At 56.1% G+C, this 21,013-nt stretch carries 18 protein-coding genes; 7 read left to right on the top strand and 11 right to left on the bottom strand.

From position 1 onward, the window contains the following. Window positions 1-106: 106 nt before the first annotated feature. A complete protein-coding gene (gene dacB, locus PH7735_RS15125; protein WP_058312228.1) occupies window positions 107-1,597 on the top strand; it encodes a D-alanyl-D-alanine carboxypeptidase/D-alanyl-D-alanine endopeptidase in 1,491 nt (496 codons plus the stop codon). 54 nt (window positions 1,598-1,651) lie between these two features. Here the strand turns inward: dacB and PH7735_RS15130 are convergent, their stop codons facing one another. Next, entirely contained in the window at window positions 1,652-2,074 is a 423-nt protein-coding gene (locus tag PH7735_RS15130) for a tellurite resistance TerB family protein (RefSeq protein ID WP_082645257.1), read from the bottom strand. Between the two features lie 69 nt (window positions 2,075-2,143). After that, the gene (locus PH7735_RS15135) at window positions 2,144-2,596 is read right to left on the bottom strand and encodes a cupin domain-containing protein (RefSeq protein WP_082645258.1); all 453 of its coding nucleotides are present in this window, start codon (window positions 2,594-2,596) and stop codon (window positions 2,144-2,146) included. 90 nt (window positions 2,597-2,686) lie between these two features. Between PH7735_RS15135 and PH7735_RS15140 the strand changes: the two genes are divergently transcribed. The 3 genes from PH7735_RS15140 to PH7735_RS15150 all read left to right on the top strand — a co-directional run bounded on the left by PH7735_RS15140 (window position 2,687) and on the right by PH7735_RS15150 (window position 7,807). Further along, window positions 2,687-3,586 (top strand): LysR family transcriptional regulator, encoded by a 900-nt coding sequence (locus tag PH7735_RS15140; RefSeq protein ID WP_058312230.1) that lies wholly within the window; start codon window positions 2,687-2,689, stop codon window positions 3,584-3,586. 103 nt (window positions 3,587-3,689) lie between these two features. Beyond that, window positions 3,690-5,333 (top strand): lysine--tRNA ligase, encoded by a 1,644-nt coding sequence (locus tag PH7735_RS15145; protein WP_058312231.1) that lies wholly within the window; start codon window positions 3,690-3,692, stop codon window positions 5,331-5,333. Between the two features lie 191 nt (window positions 5,334-5,524). After that, window positions 5,525-7,807: a glycosyl hydrolase family 28-related protein gene (locus tag PH7735_RS15150; protein ID WP_058312232.1), complete on the top strand. Its 2,283-nt coding sequence runs from the start codon at window positions 5,525-5,527 to the stop codon at window positions 7,805-7,807. Between the two features lie 19 nt (window positions 7,808-7,826). Here the strand turns inward: PH7735_RS15150 and PH7735_RS15155 are convergent, their stop codons facing one another. The 8 genes from PH7735_RS15155 to PH7735_RS15190 form a co-directional block, all read right to left on the bottom strand. Then, complete coding sequence (locus PH7735_RS15155) at window positions 7,827-7,970, bottom strand: hypothetical protein (RefSeq protein WP_058312233.1); 144 nt, start codon at window positions 7,968-7,970, stop codon at window positions 7,827-7,829. Between the two features lie 90 nt (window positions 7,971-8,060). After that, the gene (gene gap / locus PH7735_RS15160; protein ID WP_058312234.1) at window positions 8,061-9,059 is read right to left on the bottom strand and encodes a type I glyceraldehyde-3-phosphate dehydrogenase; all 999 of its coding nucleotides are present in this window, start codon (window positions 9,057-9,059) and stop codon (window positions 8,061-8,063) included. Between the two features lie 149 nt (window positions 9,060-9,208). Next, window positions 9,209-10,594, bottom strand: a complete 1,386-nt coding sequence (locus PH7735_RS15165) for a cryptochrome/photolyase family protein (protein WP_058312235.1) — start codon at window positions 10,592-10,594, stop codon at window positions 9,209-9,211. Between the two features lie 74 nt (window positions 10,595-10,668). Further along, the gene (gene cueR / locus PH7735_RS15170; RefSeq protein ID WP_058312236.1) at window positions 10,669-11,061 is read right to left on the bottom strand and encodes a Cu(I)-responsive transcriptional regulator; all 393 of its coding nucleotides are present in this window, start codon (window positions 11,059-11,061) and stop codon (window positions 10,669-10,671) included. 3 nt (window positions 11,062-11,064) lie between these two features. Further along, the gene (locus tag PH7735_RS15175; protein ID WP_058312279.1) at window positions 11,065-13,521 is read right to left on the bottom strand and encodes a heavy metal translocating P-type ATPase; all 2,457 of its coding nucleotides are present in this window, start codon (window positions 13,519-13,521) and stop codon (window positions 11,065-11,067) included. An 85-nt stretch (window positions 13,522-13,606) separates the two neighbouring features. Next, entirely contained in the window at window positions 13,607-14,662 is a 1,056-nt protein-coding gene (locus PH7735_RS15180; protein WP_058312237.1) for an NAD-dependent epimerase/dehydratase family protein, read from the bottom strand. 21 nt (window positions 14,663-14,683) lie between these two features. Beyond that, the gene (locus tag PH7735_RS15185; protein ID WP_058312238.1) at window positions 14,684-15,496 is read right to left on the bottom strand and encodes an SDR family oxidoreductase; all 813 of its coding nucleotides are present in this window, start codon (window positions 15,494-15,496) and stop codon (window positions 14,684-14,686) included. 103 nt (window positions 15,497-15,599) lie between these two features. Next, window positions 15,600-16,595, bottom strand: a complete 996-nt coding sequence (locus PH7735_RS15190) for an AraC family transcriptional regulator (protein WP_058312239.1) — start codon at window positions 16,593-16,595, stop codon at window positions 15,600-15,602. Between the two features lie 175 nt (window positions 16,596-16,770). On the opposite strand from PH7735_RS15190, the gene PH7735_RS15195 reads away from it, so the two are divergent. The 3 genes from PH7735_RS15195 to PH7735_RS15205 all read left to right on the top strand — a co-directional run bounded on the left by PH7735_RS15195 (window position 16,771) and on the right by PH7735_RS15205 (window position 20,662). After that, window positions 16,771-17,229, top strand: coding sequence for a (2Fe-2S)-binding protein (locus PH7735_RS15195; RefSeq protein WP_058312240.1), 459 nt, complete (start codon window positions 16,771-16,773; stop codon window positions 17,227-17,229). A 3-nt stretch (window positions 17,230-17,232) separates the two neighbouring features. Next, window positions 17,233-19,473, top strand: a complete 2,241-nt coding sequence (locus PH7735_RS15200; RefSeq protein WP_058312241.1) for a xanthine dehydrogenase family protein molybdopterin-binding subunit — start codon at window positions 17,233-17,235, stop codon at window positions 19,471-19,473. A 241-nt stretch (window positions 19,474-19,714) separates the two neighbouring features. Beyond that, complete coding sequence (locus PH7735_RS15205; RefSeq protein ID WP_145865344.1) at window positions 19,715-20,662, top strand: hypothetical protein; 948 nt, start codon at window positions 19,715-19,717, stop codon at window positions 20,660-20,662. Window positions 20,663-20,693: 31 nt separating this feature from the next. On the opposite strand, the gene PH7735_RS15210 is transcribed toward PH7735_RS15205, so the two are convergent. Beyond that, on the bottom strand, window positions 20,694-21,013 hold a 320-nt coding region (locus tag PH7735_RS15210), incomplete at its 5' end, for a biotin/lipoyl-containing protein (RefSeq protein WP_058312243.1).

A 21,013-nucleotide genomic window follows, 5' to 3' on the forward strand; every position in this document is an offset into this window, starting at 1 on the left:
TGATTAAGGCCTGCCACATGGTGCAAATCGCTAACATGTTCTGAAGTGTGGGAAAATGGCATTCTGATGCTTGTCTGAAATGGCCGGGGAAGGTTAATGTCACCGCATGACGAAGCGTATTTCGAGACGATTGTTTTTAAGTGGGGCATTTGCGGGTGCGGCCTTGCCGGTCTGGGCAAATCCGCCCTCTGTTTCCCTGCGCCCGGTTTTGCGTCCTGACGGTCTTGGCAAGCGTACGGCGCCTGCGGCATCCAGTTTGATCCGTTCCTCTGGTATCAGCGGCGAAATCGGGTTTGCAGTGGCGGATGCCAAAACCGGACTGGTTCTGGAAGGGCATCAACCCGCCGCCGGTGTGCCGCCTGCGAGCGTCACCAAGGCGCTGACAGCAATGTATGCATTGGATGTTCTCGGCGCCGATTATCGCTTTGAAACCACGCTGGTCACAACAGGTACGATCAAAAACGGTGTTTTGGGCGGTGATCTGGTGCTTGTCGGTGGGGGGGATCCCACATTGGATACGGATACCTTGGCCAATATGGCCGCGCAGCTGAAAGAGGCCGGTGTGCGCGAGGTCAAAGGCCAGTTCTTGGTATACGGTGGCGCGTTGCCGTTTGTGCGTAAATTGGACCCGCTGCAACCCGATCATGCGGGATACAGTCCCGCGATTTCCGGTCTTAACCTGAATTACAACCGCGTCCATTTCGAATGGAAACACGGCAGCAAAGGCTGGGTTGTGACGATGGATGCGCGCAGCAAGAAATACCGCCCCGATGTAAGCGTGGCCAAAATGAAAGTCACGTCCCGTAGCGTGCCCGTCTATACCTATGAAGCTCGCAAGAACGTCGATCACTGGACCGTCGCGTCTCGTGCGCTGGGCAAGGGCGGGGCGCGATGGCTGCCGGTGCGCCAACCCGAACTGTATGCTGGCGATGTGTTTCGGACGCTGGCACGTGCCAACGGCATTGTGTTGGGCAAGGCGCGCAAAACAAACAACCGGCCCGCGGGACAAGTGGTCGTGCGGTATCAAAGCGGGACGCTGCGCCCGATTTTGAAAGCGATGCTGAAGTATTCGACCAACCTGACCGCAGAAGTGGTGGGAATGACAGCTTCCAAGCGTCGCGGGGCACCTTTGGGGTCTCTTGAAGACAGCGCAAACGAGATGAACCGCTGGGCGCGGGACCGGTTGGGCATGGCACATGCCGCTTTGGTGGATCATTCGGGACTTGGGGCGAATTCGCGGTTGCGACCCGCCGAATTGGTGAGTGCTTTGGCCAAGGCCGGGTCACAAACAACGCTGCAGCCGATATTGAAAGAATTCAAATTTCGAGACCAGAAGGGGCGTCCTGTCAAACAGCAGGCCATTCACGTTGCCGCCAAAACAGGGACGCTTAATTTTGTAAGTGGTTTGGCTGGCTATATGACCGCACAAGACGGCACGGAACTGGCCTTTGCGATTTTTGCAGTGGATGCAGATGCCCGCCGATCAATCAAAGAAGGTGAGCGGGAACGCCCGCCTGGCGCGCGGACATGGAACCGGAAAGCCAAACAGCTTCAACAGAAGCTTATTGAGCGCTGGGATGTTCTTTATGGGGCCTAGTGAGCGGCGCGTTTTGGCACGCGCCACTCAGATGTGATTTTGTGAACTCAGTATTCAGATCATGTGGCGAGCACGCGCGCCACGTTCGATGGCGGCGGCATGCAGGCGGTCGATCTCAAGCTCGTAGCGGATTTCTTCGAGCAGGCGCAGTTCGGACTCGGCCAGTGATCCGTCTGCGGCGGCAACATCACAAGCCAGCGCATAGGCGGTTTCGAACAGGCGCTCGGGCAGGCTCTCGCGGATCAACCCGAACAACGCTGTCAGGCCGTCCTCTTGTTCGAACAGATCGAACACGGTCTGAGAAACCGTTTTCAGCCGATCCAGATCATAGTCTGCAAAGATGGGCAAATTGTTCACTGCGGACTGGATCTTGACCAGTTCGGCAGTGCGAATGTTTTCGTCCGAAGCTGAGATGGCGACCATCACGGCGACAAGGCTGTCTTGGGGCGTGAGTGGGTTAGGTATATCCTGAGACAAGTACTCGATCCTTCGAAAAGTTGCTTGTCCCAGAGAATAGGTGTCCGCATGTCTTCCAGCAAGGGGAGATCAGGAGTTGGCAGCACTAAACCGATAGTGGATATCGGCGAAGCTTGCTTCGGCAAAGCCGTAAGAGAACCGCAGGCCGTCCGGCCCCGCCACGGTGTCGTGTTCGGCGTCGGCCGGAACATAGAGCGCTACACCGGGGCGCATTTCGTGAGGCGTGCCGTCGATTGTGACAATGCCGCTGCCCTCAAGTCCGAAATAGAACTCGGCCGCGTCATGGCGATGGGGCAAAAGCGTTCCGTGTGGTTCAAATTCTGCGATGCCAAGAACGAATTCTTTTGGAGAGTCGCTATTGCCGTTGATCAAAGTGCGCCAACGCACGGTGCCAAAGGTGGGATCAGTTCCGCCTTCCAGTGGGACGTTGGCAGCATCGAGAGAAAAAGCGGTGCTGGATGGTTCGGTCGAGATGTTATCGGCGACAATGCTGAAAGGGTCGTGTGCGGTGAGAGTGGTCATGTGCGCCTCCTGTTGTTGAAATCATCTAAGGGGCTTGGGAGAGTCGCGGCAATGCGCTAAAAGTGAACAGGATTATACGCTGAGGTTATAATGTCTGTACGCCTTCCTGCCTTCTCTGGCCTAACAGCTTTTTATGCTGCGGTACGCCATGGTACACTGACCGGAGCCGCAAATGAGTTGAATGTTTCGCAACCGGCAATTTCCCGACGGATTGCGGCACTAGAGGCCGATCTGGGGTGTCGATTATTCGACCGCACGCACAAACCGGTGCAATTAACCCAACAGGGTAGAGACCTTGCGCATGTTTTGCGCGGCAGCTTTGGTCAGATCGAAGCCGTAACGGACAGGTTGCGAAAAGGCAGTCGGCAGGGGGTTGTGACGGTTTCTGCGCCATCCGGGTTTGTCGGATCATGGTTGATTCCTAAACTGGCCGAACTTGAAGCAGACTTTCCCGAGGTGACGATTCGCATCATAAGCCAAGAGTATGGTGATCCCGAACGTTCGGGGGACGTCTCTGTACGGTTCGGCTTATCCGATTCCGGTGCTGCGGGGGAAGCGCGAGTTCTGGGAAGTGGTGTCTTTCCCGTTGCCAGCCCTCTTTACCTGCAGCGCCGCAGGGGAAGTGCGGGCAGCTTTGAAGGTATGACATTGCTCACGATGGAAACCGCAAGGCGCCACTGGCACGATTGGCCAAGCTGGTTTTCCTCGCAAGGTGAAGAAATGCCGGATGATGTGCGGCTTCTGGATTTCAACTCCTATGCGATGGTTGTGAATGCTGCCTTGGCGGCGCAGGGGGTGTGCCTGTGCTGGTCTGGGTTGCTGGATGATTTCCTTGAAAGCGGAGCAATGGTACGGTTGGGTGAGTCTGAGACCCACTCTGCCCGTGGATACTATGTGGCCCTGCGCGACGGGCTGGCTGCGAGACGCGAGGCTCGCGCCGTTTGCGACTGGATTGTGGCTCGCGGCAGCGAGGCCGCAGATAGCGGTTAAATCGGTTTGTTTTGCAGCTAAATGTTGACCATGCTGCATGGGCACAATAGGAAGCCGCGGTTCGTTCTGCATTGTGCAGGGCGTTCCCCCGATGGAGAATACTATGTCTGAATTGCGCGACGCTGCACTCGTTTCGAAAGCCTGGCCCTTTGAAGAAGCGCGCCGCGTCCTCAAACGTTACCAAAAGCAGCCTCCTGAAAAGGGGTATGTGTTGTTCGAAACCGGGTATGGACCGTCGGGTTTGCCGCACATTGGCACCTTTGGCGAAGTCGCGCGCACCACGATGATCAAGACCGCGTTTGAGGTGATCTCGGATATCCCGACAAAGCTCATCTGCTTTTCGGACGATTTGGACGGCATGCGCAAAGTGCCAAGCAATGTGCCAAACTCCGAAAGCCTTTATGAGCATCTGCAAAAGCCGTTGACCTCGGTGCCGGATCCATTTGGCACACACGAAAGCTTTGGCCACCATAACAATGCGATGTTGCGCAGGTTCCTTGATACCTTCGGGTTCGAATACGAATTCTATTCCGCGCAAGAGTTTTACCAGTCGGGCCAGTTCGACGAGGTTCTGAAGCGCGCAGTTGAAAAGTATGACGAGGTCATGGCCGTCATGCTGAAGTCATTGCGCGAAGAGCGTCGCCAGACCTATTCCATTTTCCTGCCCATCCACCCAGAGACTGGTCGGGTTTTGTATGTGCCGATGAAAAATGTCGATGCTGAAAACCACACCATCACCTTTGACGATGAAGATGGCAAAGAATGGACGCTGCCCGTCACCGGCGGAAATGTGAAGTTGCAATGGAAGCCGGACTTTGGCGCGCGTTGGGCGGCGCTTGAAGTTGATTTCGAAATGTACGGTAAAGACCACAGCACCAACACGCCGATCTATGACAGTATCTGTCGTATCCTCGGATGGCGGGCGCCAGAGCATTTCACCTATGAGCTGTTTTTAGACGAAAACGGTCAGAAGATTTCCAAGACCTCCGGCAACGGCGTCTCAATCGATGATTGGCTGACCTACGCCTCGGCCGAGTCTTTGTCGTACTTTATGTACCAGAAGCCAAAAACGGCCAAGCGGATGCACTTTGATGTCATCCCAAAAGCCATGGACGAATACAATCAACAGCTTAATGCCTATCACAAGCAAGACCTGAAAGCTCAGTTGAACAATCCGGTTTGGCACATCCATGGCGGAGATGTTCCGCAGTCGAATATGGTTGTTCCTTTCTCGATGCTGTTGAACCTCGCGTCTGCGGCGTCAGCACATGACAAAGAAACCCTGTGGGGGTTCATCCGCCGGTATGCCCCGGACGCAACACCCGAGACCCACGCGGATCTGGATGCAGCGGCCGGTTTTGCCGTGAAATACTTTGAAGACTTTGTCGAGCCCTCGAAAACCTTCCGTATGCCAAGTGATCAAGAGCGTGCCGCGTTGGAAGAACTCTCCGCTGCGTTCCGTGACGGGGATAAGGCGCTTGATCTGATCAAGCGCAAGAACGCGATGATGGGGAATGACGATCCGCTTCCTGACGTTGATTTCGGGTCGGACGAATTCCTGCAATCGATCGTGTTCGCGGTGGGCAAGCTGCACGGGTTCGACAACCTGCGCGACTGGTTCAAAGCCCTTTATGAGGTTCTGTTGGGGGCAAGCCAAGGCCCGCGCTTTGGTGGGTTTGCGGCGCTTTATGGCGTCGAAGAAACTGCTGACTTGATTGACAAGGCGCTGGCGGGCGATCTCGCCTAACTGCGCCCAAACTACTGACAAATTTAAAGCGCGTATCGTTCAGATGCGCGCTTTTTCTGTTTATGGCCCCTTTGGGACACCCCGGGCACCGTCACGGTGCTGTCGGGGGGCTTTAAGGGCGCTTTGATATCTCCCGTTTCAAGACAAAACGCCCCTCGGGGCTGGATTGGGCAAGCTTGGAAAGGGAACTTATGAACAAGGCGATTACAGATGGTGTGCTGTTCATGCCGCCCGCATTCGAAAGTAATTTGAATGTTTGGTCGAGCGGTAATGGAACATCCGGTTCGGATACCTATCAGAATGCGATGAATGCGGCCTTTGTGCCCAGTGACCAGGATTTCGGTGGGTGCCTCGAGTTGCAAAAAACCGCGACCACGCAAAAGGTGCGGTATATGGGGCAAACACCCATGCTGCCCGGGTGCTATTTGCAGATCACCGTGCGCATCAAGGCTGTGAGCGGTGCTTTGCCTTCGGTGCGCATTGCGGGTTACGCGGCTTATGGCAGTGGCAACAATGTGCCGGGGTTGGTCGAAATCGGTCCCGAGGTGGCGCTTACGAACTATGGCGAAGTGGTCGAATTGCGCGCAATTGTTGGAACGGGCGCGCGTGGCGGTGTCGACATGGTGTGGGGCAGCGATCCTGTCTATGGGCATTTCGGTTTGGATCTGGTGGGCGCGACAGGCGGTATCGTGCGTATCGATGATATCGAAATCGAAGACATCACAGGTGCCTATCTCAGAGATATGATGGATTGGGTCGATGTGCGCGACTATGGTGCAATCGGCGACGGTGTCACCGACGATTCAGAGGCTTTCGCGGCCGCAAACAGCGCCGCGAACGGACGAGAAGTTCTTGTGCCTGACGGTACGTACCACCTTGCCAATAGCGTGACCTTTACAACGCCTGTGCGGTTTCAGGGCACTATTACAATGCCGACAGACAAATACCTGACGCTCAACCGGAACTTTCACCTGCCTGCCTATATCGAGGCATTTGGCAATGAAGAGCTGGCCTTTAAAAAGGCATTCCAGTCCTTGCTGAACAACTCGGACCATGAATCTTTGGACATGGGCGGGCGCCGCATCACCGTGACCGAACCGATTGATCTGCGCGAGGTCGTGGCGACCAAGAACTCCTATGCGCAGCGCCGCGTGATCCGGAATGGCCAGTTCTATGTGACGGGGGATACGGCGTGGACGCCGGATACGGTCACATCCCAAGCAACGTATGACTCGGATGATCCGCGCACGCTGACCAATGTTGTGAACGTGGCCAATGTGCCCGTTGGTGCGCGCGTGTCCGCCAATGGCGTCGGTCGCGAAATCTATGTCGAGAGCAAGAATATCTCGACGCAGGAAATCAGGCTGTCCCAACCATTGTACGACGCAGAGGGAACGCAGAACTATACCTTTACGCGGTTCAAATACGTGCTCGACTTTAGCGGCTTTGACACCATCAGCCTGTTCAACATTTCCGATGTGGAATTCCTGTGTAACAGTCTGGCGAGCGGTATCTTGTTGGCCACATCCGGTGTGGCGTTTCATATTCGAGATTGTTTTTTCAATCGTCCCAAACACCGCGCGATCACGTCACCCGGTTCGGGGTGTCAGGGCATGCTTGTGGATCGCTGTAACTTCATCACCGCAGAGGGCGGCACGCCGGCGCAGGATCGCATTTCCATTGCGATCAGCACCAATGCAAATGATGTCAAAGTCCGCAACAACCGTGCCAGCCAGTTCCGGCATTTCCTGATTATTGGCGGGATGAATGCTGTGGTGACGGGCAACCACTTTTTCCAAGGAGACGGTGAGGACGCCGGATTGCGCACGGCAGGTGTCATCATGGCGCTGTCTCATATCTCGATGACGTTCGACAGCAACTATGTTGACAACGCTTCGCTGGAATGGACCAACGAATATGATGCGACGCCGGATTTCGGGGGCGGGTATTCGTTCAGCGCGCTAAGTGTGACGGACAACGTGTTCCTATCCGGGGATGTCGCACCGTGGGTGGCGTACCTTGTGATCAAACCACATGGCCAAGGGCATTATATCACTGGCCTGACAGTGACCGGCAACAAGTTCCGAAGCCTGCATGGCAGCATGGACCGTGTGGATCGCGTTGATACCAGTTTTGCCGATCTTGATATGAGCAAGGGCAAGCATGTTCTGGTTGAAGGCAACACATTCCACGCGATCACGACCCCTTGCTATAATCCGCTCCAGATCGACTATACCCAATCGTCCGCATCAAATACCTGGGTTATTGATACAGAAAACAAGCTGCCCTTTGGAGGACAACCCAGAACGGTTGAATCTCTGGTTCCGATTAGCAAAATCGAAACTTCGGGCAATACAGGTGTCTTCTCGATGCCGTATGCGCGAACGGGGCAGGGGACAGCGAATGACGAGCTTCACCTGAAGTGGGAAACCGCCGTCAAAGGAGAAATGTCTGTCAGAGTGCGCATGGACTAATCCGCCGCAGAACGGGAGGTCAGCGCCAGAATGCGACCCATTCGATCAGGTCCACCAGTTTGCGCACCAGCAGCAATGTGGCCTGACCGTCCATCCAGATGAGATCGTAACCCAAGCCTGCAAAGATAAAGAGGGCCAGAAAAACTGCGATCGGGTTGGTCATGAATGCAAAGCGCCTTCGAATGCGTGTCGGACAAGAAAGATATGCCCGACAGCGTCCGAAGGCGCAAGATTTGATCAGCAGATGGGGCGCTTACATGCGGCCCATTTTGTTGGCTACGTCAGCCATGCGGCAAGAGAAGCCCCATTCGTTGTCGTACCATGCAAGGACACGAACCAGACGGCCACCGATAACTTTGGTTTGGTCAGCAGCAAAGATCGAGCTTTCGCTTGTGTGGTTAAAGTCGGTCGAAACCAGCTTCTCTTCCGTGTAACCCAGAACGCCTTTCATGGCGCCTGCAGATGCTTCTGCCATGGCTGCGTTTACGTCGGCTTCGGTCACGTCTTTTTGGGCGATAAAGGTGAGGTCTACCGCAGAAACGTTTGGTGTTGGAACGCGAACAGCGGATCCATCCAGCTTGCCTTTGAGTTCGGGAAGAACTTCACCCAAGGCTTTGGCAGCACCGGTCGAGGTCGGGATCATCGACATGGCCGCAGCACGGGCGCGGTACAGGTCTTTGTGGCGACGGTCCAGTGTGGGCTGGTCGCCAGTGTAGGCGTGGATCGTGGTCATGATGCCAGACTCAATGCCAAACCTGTTGTTCAGGACCTTGGCAACAGGTGCCAGACAGTTCGTTGTGCAGGATCCGTTCGAGATCATGGTATCCGACGCTGCAAGCATTTCGTCGTTCACACCGAAAACGATGGTTTTGTCGACGTTTTTGCCCGGAGCAGACAGCAGAACTTTTTTCGCGCCACGCTCGAGGTGCTTTTTGGCCTTTTCGCCGTCGTTGAATTTGCCTGTGCATTCCAGAACAACATCGACGCCGTCCCAGTCCAGTTCTTCCATGTCATAGGTCGAATACATCTGCATCTCGCCAGCGCCAAGATCCATGGTGCCGTCGCCGATTTTTACTTCGTTGCGAAAGCGTCCGTGTACCGAGTCATAACGGATCAGGTGAGCCGCGGTTTCCAGCGGGCCAGTGGCGTTCACCTTGACAACTTTCACGTCATCGCGTGCGCTTTCAGCGATGTGCATGAGGGTGCAGCGGCCAATGCGGCCAAATCCGTTGATTGCTACCGTGACGGTCATTGACGTATTCCTTTGTCCACAATTTGCGCGCGGTATAGGACGCCTGTTTCCTTTCGGAAAGGGGGAACAGCGGGTGTGCATCGGGTGTTAGCGGTAAATGTGACGGAGTGGCATCTGATTGCGCTAACGGTTTGACCTAAGAGGAGAAATTAGAGCGTTTTGAAGGCAGCTAGCGCACGCTCGCGCGAATCCTTCAGGTCAGCAATCGGGTGGGGATAGGTCTCGCCCAAGGTGACACCCGCCGCTTGCAGCAACACATCAGGCGCGCGCCACGGCGCATGGATATCCTTGTCCTTTAGCGCCGCCAGTTCCGGAACAAAGCGGCGGATATAGGCGCCTTTGCCGTCGAACTTTTCGCTTTGCGTGACAGGATTAAAAATCCGAAAGAACGGCGCCGCATCGGCGCCACTGCCCGCCACCCATTGCCAGCTGGCAGGGTTGTTGGCCGGATCGGCATCAACAAGCGTGTCATCGAACCAGCGTAACCCGTGCCGCCAGTGGACCATCAGGTTTTTCACAAGAAACGAGGCCACGATCATGCGGACGCGATTGTGCATGTATCCGGTTTGCCAAAGCTCGCGCATACCCGCATCGATGATGGGGATGCCGGTTTGACCCTGCTGCCACTTGCGAAGCCCCACGGCATCTTCGCGCCACGGAAAAGCGTCAAATTTCGGATTAAGGTTTTGTCGCGCAATCTGCGGGTTGTGAAACAGAATGCTATGGGAAAATTCACGCCATCCCAATTCGGACAGGAAATGGTCTTGGTCGATACTTGACGGGAGCGTGCGTGCCAGATGCCACACGGTGTTTGGAGAGATCTCGCCAAAATGAAGATGAGGAGACAGGCGCGACACGTTTGCCTTATCGGGGTGGTTCCGCCCCTCTTTGTAGCCTTGCAACCCTCCGTCGAGGAAGTCTTCCAGACGCTCTCTGGCGCCGATCTCGCCCGGTGTCCAATCGGCAAGCATGGCCGTGTCCCAGCCGCGATCATCCCTGAGATCAAGGTCCGACAGGGACACCCCTTGGGGGTCTTTGCACAATTCCAGCTCGGGGGGCGCCAAAGGTGAACGGGGCGGCGGTGCGGCCTGACATCCGCGACGATAGAATGGGGTAAACACCTTGTAAGGCGTTCCATCCTCTTTGTTGACGTCCATCGGTTCCCACAACAGCGCACCGTTCTCGCTATGGACACTGACACCTTCGGCCTTCAACGCTTGTTTCAACGATGTGTCCATCGTGATCCCCGACGGATCATAGCGGCGGGTCCAGGTGACGGTGGTTGCGCCAACCTCATGCACCAACGTCGGTAGAATCGTCAGAGGGTTTCCACGAAGAAGCACCAAGTTGCCATCTAACGAGTCATCCAGCGCCTTGAGCGAACGATGCAGCCAAGCGGCGCTTGCCCCCCCAAGAGGGGAGGCGTCGTCATGGATATAGACGGGGACAACCTGTCCGGATTTTGCAGCCCGCGTCAGGGCTGGATTGTCGGACAGACGCAGATCGCGCCGGAACCAGTGGATGGCTTTGGTCATGATGAACTCCGGTGTGGCATCGTAACCTAGTGCGGTTTCCCGCCTGGTCTAGCGAGACACAGAAAAAACTGTCTTCAAGACTTGCCGCAGGCCAGATCATTCAGGATCGGACAATCGGGACGGTTGTCACCGGCGCATTCGGATACGAGATGAGACAGGGTGCTGCGCATGGATTGCAGCTGCGCGATCTTCTCATCAATCCGGTTCAGGTGCTCTGTCGCGACCAGTTTAACGTCGGAACTGGCGCGGGACTCGTCCTCGTACATGGCCATCAAGGTCCGGCAGTCTTCAATCGAGAAACCGAGGGCACGCGCACGCCCCAGAAAGGTCAGCTTGTGAAGGTCTGTGTCACTGAACCTGCGGTAGCCGTTTTCGGACCTTTGCGGCGTGATCAATCCGATATCCTCGTAATACCGGATGGTTTTGGCAGGCAGGCCGGACTTGCCGGAAATTTCTCCGATGTTCATGGCTTACTCCTGTGGTGTCATAGGCATGGCTGGTGAGACGTGGCGCAGGCGCAGGGCATTGGTCAAAACAAACACTGAAGATAGCGCCATTGCCCCGGCCCCGAGCATGGGCGACAGTTGCCAGCCGAGCAGCGGATAAAACAGGCCGGCGGCGACGGGGATCAGGGCGATATTATACACGAAGGCCCAGAACAGGTTCTGGCGAATATTCTTCATCGTCGAGATCGAGATATCCAGGGCGTTGACAACACCTGCCAGATCGCCCGAGACCAAGACAACATCGGCGCTTTCGATGGCGACATCCGTACCGGTGCCAATCGCGATGCCGGTGTCTGCCTTGGCCAAAGCAGGGGCGTCATTGATCCCGTCCCCGACAAAGGCGACCGGTCCCTGTGTTTGAAACTTTGCCACGGCGGCGGCTTTGCCTTCGGGCAGAACATCGGCCTGTACCTGCTCAATGCCAAGGTCACTTGCAATGGCCGCTGCGGTGGTGGCGTTGTCACCGGTTATCATCGCGACCTGAATGCCGGCTTCCTTGAGGCGCACAATGGCGTCCCGTGCGCTGGGCTTGATGGGATCAGCGACCGAGATCAATCCGGCCAGCTTGCCGTTGATCGCAACAAAGAAAGGTGTTTCGCCTTTTCCTGCAGAGGTCTGTGCCAATGCCGACATATCGGTAAAATCGATGCCCTCGCGTACCATTAGGCGCGGGTTCCCGATCAGCACCAGATGTCCGTCGACCTTCGCGGTGACACCATGTCCTTCGATTGCGTTGAAATCTGACGGAGTCGATAGTGCGATCCCCTTGGCGTGGGCGGCACGTTCGATCGCATGAGCAATGGGGTGTTCAGACTGGCTTTCTACCGAGGCTGCCATGCGCAGCACATTGTCTTCTTCAAAGCCGGCACAGGTTTCAAGAACAACCAATTCGGGGCGGCCTTCCGTCAGCGTGCCTGTTTTATCAAAGGTCACGGTGGTGACCTCGTCCAGTTGTTGAAGCGCTTCTCCTTTGCGGAACAGCACCCCCATTTCGGCGGCGCGACCCGTACCAACCATGATCGAGGTTGGCGTTGCCAGCCCCATTGCACAAGGGCAGGCAATGATAAGCACCGATACACCCGCCACCAGTGCATGGGCCAGTTTTGGATCGGGCCCAAAGAAAAGCCATGCAAAGGTTGCCAGAACAGCAATGGCAATCACGGCGGGCACAAAGATCAGGACAATCCGGTCCACCAACGACTGAACAGGCAGTTTCGCCCCCTGTGCCTGCTCGACCATGGAAATAATGCGGGCCAGCATGGTGTCCCGCCCCACGCCCGTTGCGCGATAGGTCAGGGCGCCTGTTCCGTTGACGGTGCCTGCGATAACTTTACTGTCCACACCTTTGGACACGGGCAGGGGTTCGCCAGAGATCATGCTTTCATTAATGTGGCTTTTGCCGGTGAGGACAAGGCCATCCACCGCCACCTTCTCGCCGGGGCGCAGGTGCAGGATGTCGCCAACCACAACGTCTTCCACAGCGATCTCGACCACCTCACCAGCGCGTTCAACGCGTGCTGTATTGGCCTGAAGCCCGGCAAGTTTGCGAATGGCATCACCGGTACGCCCCTTTGCGCGCGCTTCGAGCCAGCGACCAAGAAGGATGAGGGTGATGATCACAGCCGCCGCTTCGAAATACACATTCCGCGCCGCAGCAGGCAGCAATGCGGGCGCAAAAAGCGTCACGGTAGAGTACCCCCATGCCGCCAGTGACCCAAGCGCGACAAGCGAATTCATGTCCGGCGTCCGGCGCAACAAAAGGGGGATACCCTTGGTAAAGAAGCCGCGTCCGGGCCAGATCATCACCAATGTCGTCAACGCGAACTGTAGGATCCAGGATGTCTCAAAGCCGATAGTCCGCCCCACCCAATGATGGAAGGGGGGAAAGATGTGCCCCCCCATCTCCAGAATAAACACGGGTAGGGTAAGTAGCGCCGCAATGAGGAACCGGTTGCGCGCAGGCGTCACCTTGTCCGGTTCGGGGGCGCTGGTTGCTGTATCGGCTCGCGGTGTCGCAGGATAGCCGACACCTTCCACCACTGCCACAAGATCGCGGGCCTCGATCGTGCCACGCAAAAAAGTGACCGTTGCCGTGGCGTTGGCAAGATTGACGTGGGCCTCGATCACGCCCGAAACTTTGCTCAGTGCGTTTTCAATACGGGCGACGCAGGACGCACAGCTCATATCGGCAATATCAAGCACGACACTTTCTTCGCGCGCGGGGTATCCTGCGGTTTTCAGGGTTTGGCGAATATCGACAGCCTTGGCAGAGGTCAGCGTCACAAAACCGGTTTCCGCAGCAAGGTTGACCGACGCATCGGACTGTCCCGGCATCGCCTGCAGGGCACGTTCGGCACGGCCGGCGCAGCCGGCGCAGCTCATGCCATCAATTTCAAAACGTAACTGGGCGGAATGTGACATGGAATATGCCTTCATAAGAGGGGGACTTGCCTCTTGATAAAGCTTCCCGCCATGGGAAGGTCAAGCCTTCTTGTCACTGGAGGGTTTAGGACTTTTTGAAAACACCCCGATCAACGAGCTGTTGAAACATGTCTTCCATCGAGTCTTTCAGAGGCCGATAGCGCTGGCCGAACACCCGTTTGCCTTTTGAGTTGTCTGCTTTCCAGGCGACATTCACATTGAGCGAGACAAATTTACGAGGCAATCCCGACATGGGCGCCACAAGCCAGACGAGCCATTTTGGAAGGGCTCTGCGCGGTAAAGGATAGTCAGAGGCGAACCTGTCACGCAGGGCCAGTCCGAGTTCCAACAGGTCCGTATTATGTCCCGATATGATATGACGGCCTTCGGCTTCTGGCGTGAAAGCTGCGGCAACATGCGCTTGTGCCAGATCGCGCACATCGACCACGCCAAATCCGGCGCGTGGGGCACCGGCCTTGAGCGTGCCATCACCGAGTTGTTTGACTATGCTGAAGCTTTCGGATGTGGGATTCGAGTTCAGGGCAGGCCCGATCACCAGTGACGGATTGAGAACCACAAGGTCCCAATTTGATTGTTGCTTGGCGATGTCCCATGCCGCCCGTTCCGCCAGTGTTTTGGAATAGGAATAGGGCTGATAGTCAAGCGATGCCGTGGTGTTCCATACCTCCTCGGTCAGGATACCATTGGGGGCTGCAGCGCAATCAGCGGCATCTGTGTAAATTGCCGCGCAGGAGCTGGTCAGGACCACGCGCTTGACGCTTTCGGTTTGACTGGCCTGTTCCAGCACATTGCGGGTTCCGTTTACGGCGGGATCAATCAATTCCTTTTGCGGGTCCTTCACGCGCACCGTAAACGGCGACGCCGTGTGAAAGACAACCGAACAGCTCTTCATGGCTTCGGCGTATGATCCATCCTTCAGAAGATCGGCTTTAAAGAGCTTGATATCGCCCGATGAGGCCTCGGCAAAGTCAATCAAGTGTTGAACTTTGGCGGTTGCGTCAGGGTTCCGCACAGGCGCATGTACGGTCAGGCCTGCCTCCAGCAACTCTTTGACGATCCAACCGGCCACGTATCCAGTTGCACCGGTCACCATGACCGGAGAAGAAGTGTCGATCTGCATAACGGTGTCCTTTCGCGAGCCTTACAAGCCCAGTTGTTGCTTCATGCCGCCAATGAAGGTGGCATCATCCAAGGCCTTGCGGTTGTCGAGCAGTTCGACAGCATCGGCACCAGCGCGGTATCGCAGCGTATTGGTTCCGTCTGTCACAGCGCCGTAAATGACCTCCGCCACCACAATCGGCTCCGAGGCCTGAACGTTTTGTCCCCACGCCCCGAACAAGGCTTGTACGACGGGCTGGTATTCTTCTATGGATTCGTCATTTACAAAGTCGAACGACCGCCCCCCAAAGTCAGTTGCGATCATGCCTGGTTCAACGATTTTCGTTTTGATACCGGCCGCCTCAAGCTCGTAATGCATGGCCTCAGAAATACCTTCGACGGCAAATTTTGTACCGTGATACAAGGCCCCAAGAGGAAAGGTCATTTGCCCGCCGATGGACGAGATATTGACGATCGTGCCGGCTTTGTTTGAGCGCATGTGAGGTAAAATGGCTTTTGTCACTTCGATCAGCCCGATCACATTGGTATCAAATTGGCGGCGAATGCGTTCCATTGGGAAAGCTTCGAGTGGGCCGTAAGCCCCATATCCGGCGTTGTTCAAAAGGACATCGATCTGGCCGAACTTTTCGATGCCTGCTGTCACAGCAGCCGAGATGGACGTACTGTCGGTCACGTCAAGTCTGGTGACCAGCACGTTGTCGAGTTGGGTCAAGTGTTCTTCTTTTTCAGGTGAGCGCATCGTCGCGATAACATTCCAGCCCTTGTCATGGAAAACCTGTGCTGTGACTTTACCAATGCCAGATGACGCGCCAGTTATGAGAATCGTTTGGGTCATAAGAAACTCCTGAGGGTCTGTGTTTCGTTGACTTCAATCTAAATCTCACAACACGCCATTTCAAAAACACATCGCGCCAATATGCTTGCTAATCGCGCCAATATCACACCGAAGCGGTTCGGGCTTGAAGAGGGGTCATGCCTGTCCAGCCATGAAAAGCACGGTAAAACGAATTTGGGTCTCGGTATGCCAGAAGATACGAGATTTCTTCGACACTCATGTCATCAAGGCGCAGATAGTGCAGGGAAAGTTCAGAACGCACTTCATCCAAAACCGATTGATATGTCGTTGCCTCGCTTTTCAACTTCCTTTGCAGACTTCTGCGCGACATGCAAAGGCGGTCACATGCAGCATCAACCGAGGAATGTCCTGCTGGTAGCATTTCGAACAAAGTGTTGCGCACCCGATCGGTGACCGGAGTGAACGTCATCTTTTCGGCGAGCTGTCGCTTGAAGTCGCGTTCGAACCCAGCCAGCATCTCGGCATTTTGCGAAATCAGGGGGCGCGTTGCGTCTTCGTGGCTGAGATGGATCGCAGGGATACCAGTCGCGGTTGGCCTGACACCAAAATAGTCTTCGAGTTCAGGTGTGAGATATCCGCCTTCTGGCAAGGTGATATCGAGCGGAATAATGTGTTCGGCGGTGAAGGTTCGGCTACATTCAAGGAAATAGACCAGTTCGAACATGGCCATCGCCGAAGGCATTTCACAGGTTGGATCGCTGGATTGAAAGGTAAGAGACACTTTTGCCTCGTCGCGAATAACGGCCAGCTGGCATGGAGCGATCAGGGGCTTGAACAAAGCCATACGCTTGACGCCACTTTCGATGTCGGGGCTGCAGGAAAAGGCAAAAACCGGCGGCACAAAGGGGCCGTGCGCGTACAGCTTGCCCAGAAAAAGCGGCAAGTCATCGCGTTTTGCCTCGTCAAAGACGGCCTGGAAAATCGCAAAGAATTGTCGGGCGGTGCTGCCTTTGCCCTCGTGCTCAATATAGTCTGCAGGCAAACCCGCCCTTCGCAGAACGCGCACTGGATCAATCTTGAGAACCTGACAAAGTTGATAAAACTTGTCTCCACTGGTGTAGAGGTGTTTCGGGCTCATGGTAGTCCTCGTAGCGTTTGTTTGCAGTATTTAAAGTGGCGCAGACCTGACCCGCGATCCACCTTTTGCAAGAGATTTGGCACCATCAGAGTGAATTTTGGCGCAATTCGCAAGTTGCAAAGCGCAGATTAATGCTAATCTTTAAGGCAACGAACAAGCCAGCAGGAGAAAGCGCGTGAAACTCGTTGTGGATGGAAAGTCGCATGATGTGGATGTCGAAGATGACATGCCATTGTTGTGGGTGCTTAGGGATGAGCTTGGCATCAAGGGTGTGAAGTACGGCTGTGGGGTCGCTGCGTGTGGTGCATGTACTGTCCATATCGACGGTGTTGCCGTGCGATCTTGCCAGACTGCGGCCTCGGATGTGGACGGCGAGGTGACAACCATCAACGGGTTGGGACAGCCGGACGCCTTGCACGCGGTTCAGGAGGCATGGATCGAACATCAGGTCGCGCAATGCGGATATTGTCAATCCGGACAGATCATGCAGGCGGCCTCTCTTTTAGCCGAGACGCCAAACCCGTCGGATGACGATATCGACGAAGCCATGTCCGGCAATTTGTGTCGGTGCGGAACCTATCCACGTATTCGTGCCGCGGTCAAAACCGCCGCCACCAAAATTCAGGGGGCGTAAATCATGGCGTCTATCGGAAAAATTGCCCGCCGTTCGTTTTTGATCGGGTCGGCTGCTGTTGTCGGTGGTGTGGCTTTTGGCGTGTATAAGGTCAAAACACCTTATGAAAACCCGCTTGAGGATGAGCTTGCCAGCGGGGCGACCACGTTCAATCCTTGGGTGGTGATCGACGGAGACAAGATCACCCTGATCGGGTCACATGGTGACAAAGGGCAGGGGGTTGCGCATTCGCAGGCAACCTTGATTGCCGAAGAGCTTGATCTCGAGTTTGGACAATTTGAAACCAGTTTTGGCCAACCAGACAAAGCTTATTGGAACACCGCACTGGCAGACGAAGGCGTGCCGTTCCCGTCGACGGACGACGGGTTCACCGCCGAAACCATGCGTGGCATCATGGGCGGCGTGGTCAAATTGATGGGCATGCAAATCACCGGTGGCTCGACCACCATTCCGGACAGCTTTGACAAACTGCGCCGCGCGGGTGCAATTGCGCGCGAAACGCTCAAGGCGGCAGCGGCACAGAAGTCGGGCATCAATACCACCGCGCTGAAAACCGAAGCGGGGCATGTGATCCTGCCGGACGGAACGCGTCTCAGCTATCAGGAACTGGCACCGATTGCGGCGGCACTTGATCCCGTCACAGACGTTGCATTGCGCGATCCGGGCCAATGGCGTCTGATCGGCAAGCCGACGCAGCGGATCGATATGGTTGCCAAATCCACGGGAACCCAAACCTATGGGATCGACCTCGACATTCCCGGACAGGTGCATGCCGCCGTCAAGGTGAACCCGCGTCAGGGTGGCGCCATGAAAGGCTATGATGCCAGTGCCGCCACAGACATGCGAGGTGTCTCCAATGTGGTCGAGATCACAGGTGGGGTTGGCGTGATTGCCGACAACACATGGCGCGCCATTCAGGCGGTGAACGCGATCGATTTCGACTGGGGCGAGGCGCCTTATCCGGCGGAGCAGGACCAGCATTGGGAGGAAATCGGCAAATCGTTTGTCGACGATCGTCTCGACAAGAAATGGCGCGATGATGGTGACACGGATGCGGCTCTGGCCGCTGACACGCCTCTGAACGCGGAATATCGTGCGCCTTATGTGGCCCATGCTCCGCTTGAGCCGCTGAACGCTACTGTATTGGTCGAAGAGGACGGTGTCACGGTATGGGCAGGGCACCAGATCCCGCGCCAGTTGCAGGTGCTGGTGGCTCAGATCACCGGACACGAGGCCGAACAAGTGACCTTTGTGAACCAGTTCATGGGCGGCAGCTTTGGGCACCGGCTTGAGTTCGACAACATCAAACAGGCGACGGAAATCGCAAACCAGATGCGCGGCACACCGGTCAAACTGACCTACTCGCGGGAAGAAGACTTTGCCCATGACTATCCCCGTCATATCGGCATGGCGCGCGGCGCCGGTACGGTAAAAGATGGCAAGGTCGAAGCGATTGACTTGCAGGTGGCCATGCCGTCGGTGATCGAGTCCCAAATGGGGCGTGCCCAAATGCCGGTTCCAGGTCCGGACAGCCAGATCGTGGCAGGGGCATGGAACAATCCCTATGCGTTGCCGAACTACCGGATGCGCGGGTATCGCGTGCCACAACTGGCACCGGTGTCCTCTTGGCGTTCGGTCGGGGCGTCGGCCAACGGGTTCTTCTTTGACAGCTTCCTGGATGAATTGATCCACGAGGCCGGCGCGGACCCGATGGAAGAACGCATTCGCCTGATGGGGCATGAAACAAGCCGCAAGGTCTTGGAGGCCGTGGCCGAGATGTCGTCTTGGGGCGGTGCGCTGGGCCCGAACAAAGGCCGCGGGGTCGCCTTTGTCGAAAGCTTTGGCGTGCCCACGGCCGAAGTGATCGAAGTGACCAACACAGAAGACGGCATTCGTATCGACAAGGTTTGGGTGGCCGCAGACGTTGGCACCGTTGTTGATCCGGTCAACTTTGAAAACCTTGTTCAGGGTGGGGTGGTCTTTGCCTTGGGGCACGCAATCAACAGCGAGATCACCTATGCCGATGGCATGGCTGAACAGGCAAATTATTGGGATGCAGAAGGAATGCGGTTGCACCAGTGCCCCGAGATTTTTGTCAAAGGTCTGGAACACGGAGCCAAGGTGCGCGGCATTGGGGAACCCCCTGTGCCACCTGCGGCCCCCGCGCTCGCGAATGCAATTTTCGCAGCAACCGGACGGCGGATACGGGAAATGCCATTCAACAAACACATCGATTTTGTTTGAGGTAAAACAGACAAAAGGCCGTCCGTTTCGGGCGGCCTTTTGGGTCTGAAAGACAGGCGCTGACCGGTTCGGGCGCATTGGCCACAACCCGCCAATCGACAATTTGTGACTCTGCCAAGGTCACAAAACCTGCTAGCCAATACACATGGTTAGACATTTCATCTTCGGGGCCTGTTTTGCCCTTTCACTTTTTGGCACTGCACAGGCCTGTGGGTTTCACAATTATGCCCCCCGACCGAGCATGGTCGAGCAACTGCTGTCCAGTGATCACATTCTTCTGGCGCGCCAAAGTGAAACCAACCCCTTTCGGTATACTCCTGTCAAAGCGCTCAAGGGGCCAATCGACGGTGTAGAGTTGCCGCAGCTGGTGGACAGCGTCACGAGACGCAAGCTGGCCGTGTCCGAAAGCGACAGTGTTCTCTTTTTCCTCGATCCGGAAACCGGCAACTGGAAACGGCTGGCCTATGTCGATTCTGCCATGCACCCCATCGTTGACGAGATCATGCAAAATCACTCCAGCTGGCGTTTGGGCGGGGATTTCGAACGGTTTCAGCTGTTCGCGGACATGATCGACCATCCAAACCGGCAGGTGCGAAACCTTGCGCTGCGCGAATTGGATCAGGCCGATTACAGCGTTCTGCGCGAGCTGTCATTTTCGTTGAACGTGAAGGGGATCACATCAGACATCGGCCCCGTTCAAGAGCGTGAACTGGAACCCATCCGTGTTCTTTTGCTGGGGTTGAGCACGCAAGACACCGCGCAATCCTTTGTCAAACAAGGCCTGAACCACAACAGACGAGCGACGGGTCCGGTTTTCGGAGCCTACGCAACGGCGTTTGTGGAAGCCGGCAAAAAGGACGCGGTCACAAATCTGGTCGAGACTTATCTTGACGATCCATCCCTTTCGATGACCAATCGTGAGCTTTTGATCGAAGCTTTGGCGTTGCACCGATTGTCCGGAGACCTGTCTTTAGGCATGGAGATTTTGTCAGCACTCGAACATGCGCTGGCGCAGAATCCGGAACTGGCGCCTGCTGCCGCCCGACAGTTTGGGGCGCGTCACGACTGGGCATTGCGGCATGTGTTGTCGGGGGCGCTTCACAGCGGTGTTCAACTGAGTGAAGCAGACGTTCGCGATGTGATGGATTATCTGGCCATCGCGGGCCAATCCATCGACCCGTTGCAGTAAACTACCCCCCCGTTTGGGGGGGTAGTTGTCTTTACTGTAGTTCGACGAGGAGGTCTTTTGCGTCGATTTGGCCGCCTGGTGTTGCGTGGACGGCTTTGATGGTGGCGTCTCGTTCTGCGTGGATGCCGGTTTCCATTTTCATGGCCTCGATGGTGAGGAGGAGGTCGCCTTCCTTGACCTCTTGTCCGGTGGTGACGGCGACGGTGGCGACGACGCCGGGCATCGGCGCGCCGATGTGGTTGGCGTTGCCGGCTTCGGCTTTGGGGCGTTGCTCGGTCGAGGATTTCACCAGACGGTTGGGCACGCGGATGACGCGGGGTTGGCCGTTGAGTTCGAAGAACACTTTGACCT

Origin of the sequence: Shimia thalassica, assembly GCF_001458215.1 — a bacterium.
GTDB classification, from domain to species: Bacteria; Pseudomonadota; Alphaproteobacteria; order Rhodobacterales; family Rhodobacteraceae; genus Shimia; species Shimia thalassica.

What these genes read in the sequence shown, in the direction of transcription:
- PH7735_RS15185 (WP_058312238.1), bottom strand. Translation starts at nt 15,496, where the DNA reads ATGACCCAAACGATTCTCATAACTGGCGCGTCATCTGGCATTGGTAAA.
- PH7735_RS15150 (WP_058312232.1), top strand. Translation starts at nt 5,525, where the DNA reads ATGAACAAGGCGATTACAGATGGTGTGCTGTTCATGCCGCCCGCATTC.
- PH7735_RS15190 (WP_058312239.1), bottom strand. Translation starts at nt 16,595, where the DNA reads ATGAGCCCGAAACACCTCTACACCAGTGGAGACAAGTTTTATCAACTT.
- PH7735_RS15165 (WP_058312235.1), bottom strand. Translation starts at nt 10,594, where the DNA reads ATGACCAAAGCCATCCACTGGTTCCGGCGCGATCTGCGTCTGTCCGAC.
- PH7735_RS15200 (WP_058312241.1), top strand. Translation starts at nt 17,233, where the DNA reads ATGGCGTCTATCGGAAAAATTGCCCGCCGTTCGTTTTTGATCGGGTCG.
- PH7735_RS15175 (WP_058312279.1), bottom strand. Translation starts at nt 13,521, where the DNA reads ATGTCACATTCCGCCCAGTTACGTTTTGAAATTGATGGCATGAGCTGC.
- dacB (WP_058312228.1), top strand. Translation starts at nt 107, where the DNA reads ATGACGAAGCGTATTTCGAGACGATTGTTTTTAAGTGGGGCATTTGCG.
- PH7735_RS15180 (WP_058312237.1), bottom strand. Translation starts at nt 14,662, where the DNA reads ATGCAGATCGACACTTCTTCTCCGGTCATGGTGACCGGTGCAACTGGA.
- PH7735_RS15155 (WP_058312233.1), bottom strand. Translation starts at nt 7,970, where the DNA reads ATGACCAACCCGATCGCAGTTTTTCTGGCCCTCTTTATCTTTGCAGGC.
- PH7735_RS15145 (WP_058312231.1), top strand. Translation starts at nt 3,690, where the DNA reads ATGTCTGAATTGCGCGACGCTGCACTCGTTTCGAAAGCCTGGCCCTTT.
- gap (WP_058312234.1), bottom strand. Translation starts at nt 9,059, where the DNA reads ATGACCGTCACGGTAGCAATCAACGGATTTGGCCGCATTGGCCGCTGC.
- PH7735_RS15140 (WP_058312230.1), top strand. Translation starts at nt 2,687, where the DNA reads ATGTCTGTACGCCTTCCTGCCTTCTCTGGCCTAACAGCTTTTTATGCT.
- PH7735_RS15135 (WP_082645258.1), bottom strand. Translation starts at nt 2,596, where the DNA reads ATGACCACTCTCACCGCACACGACCCTTTCAGCATTGTCGCCGATAAC.
- PH7735_RS15205 (WP_145865344.1), top strand. Translation starts at nt 19,715, where the DNA reads ATGGTCGAGCAACTGCTGTCCAGTGATCACATTCTTCTGGCGCGCCAA.
- cueR (WP_058312236.1), bottom strand. Translation starts at nt 11,061, where the DNA reads ATGAACATCGGAGAAATTTCCGGCAAGTCCGGCCTGCCTGCCAAAACC.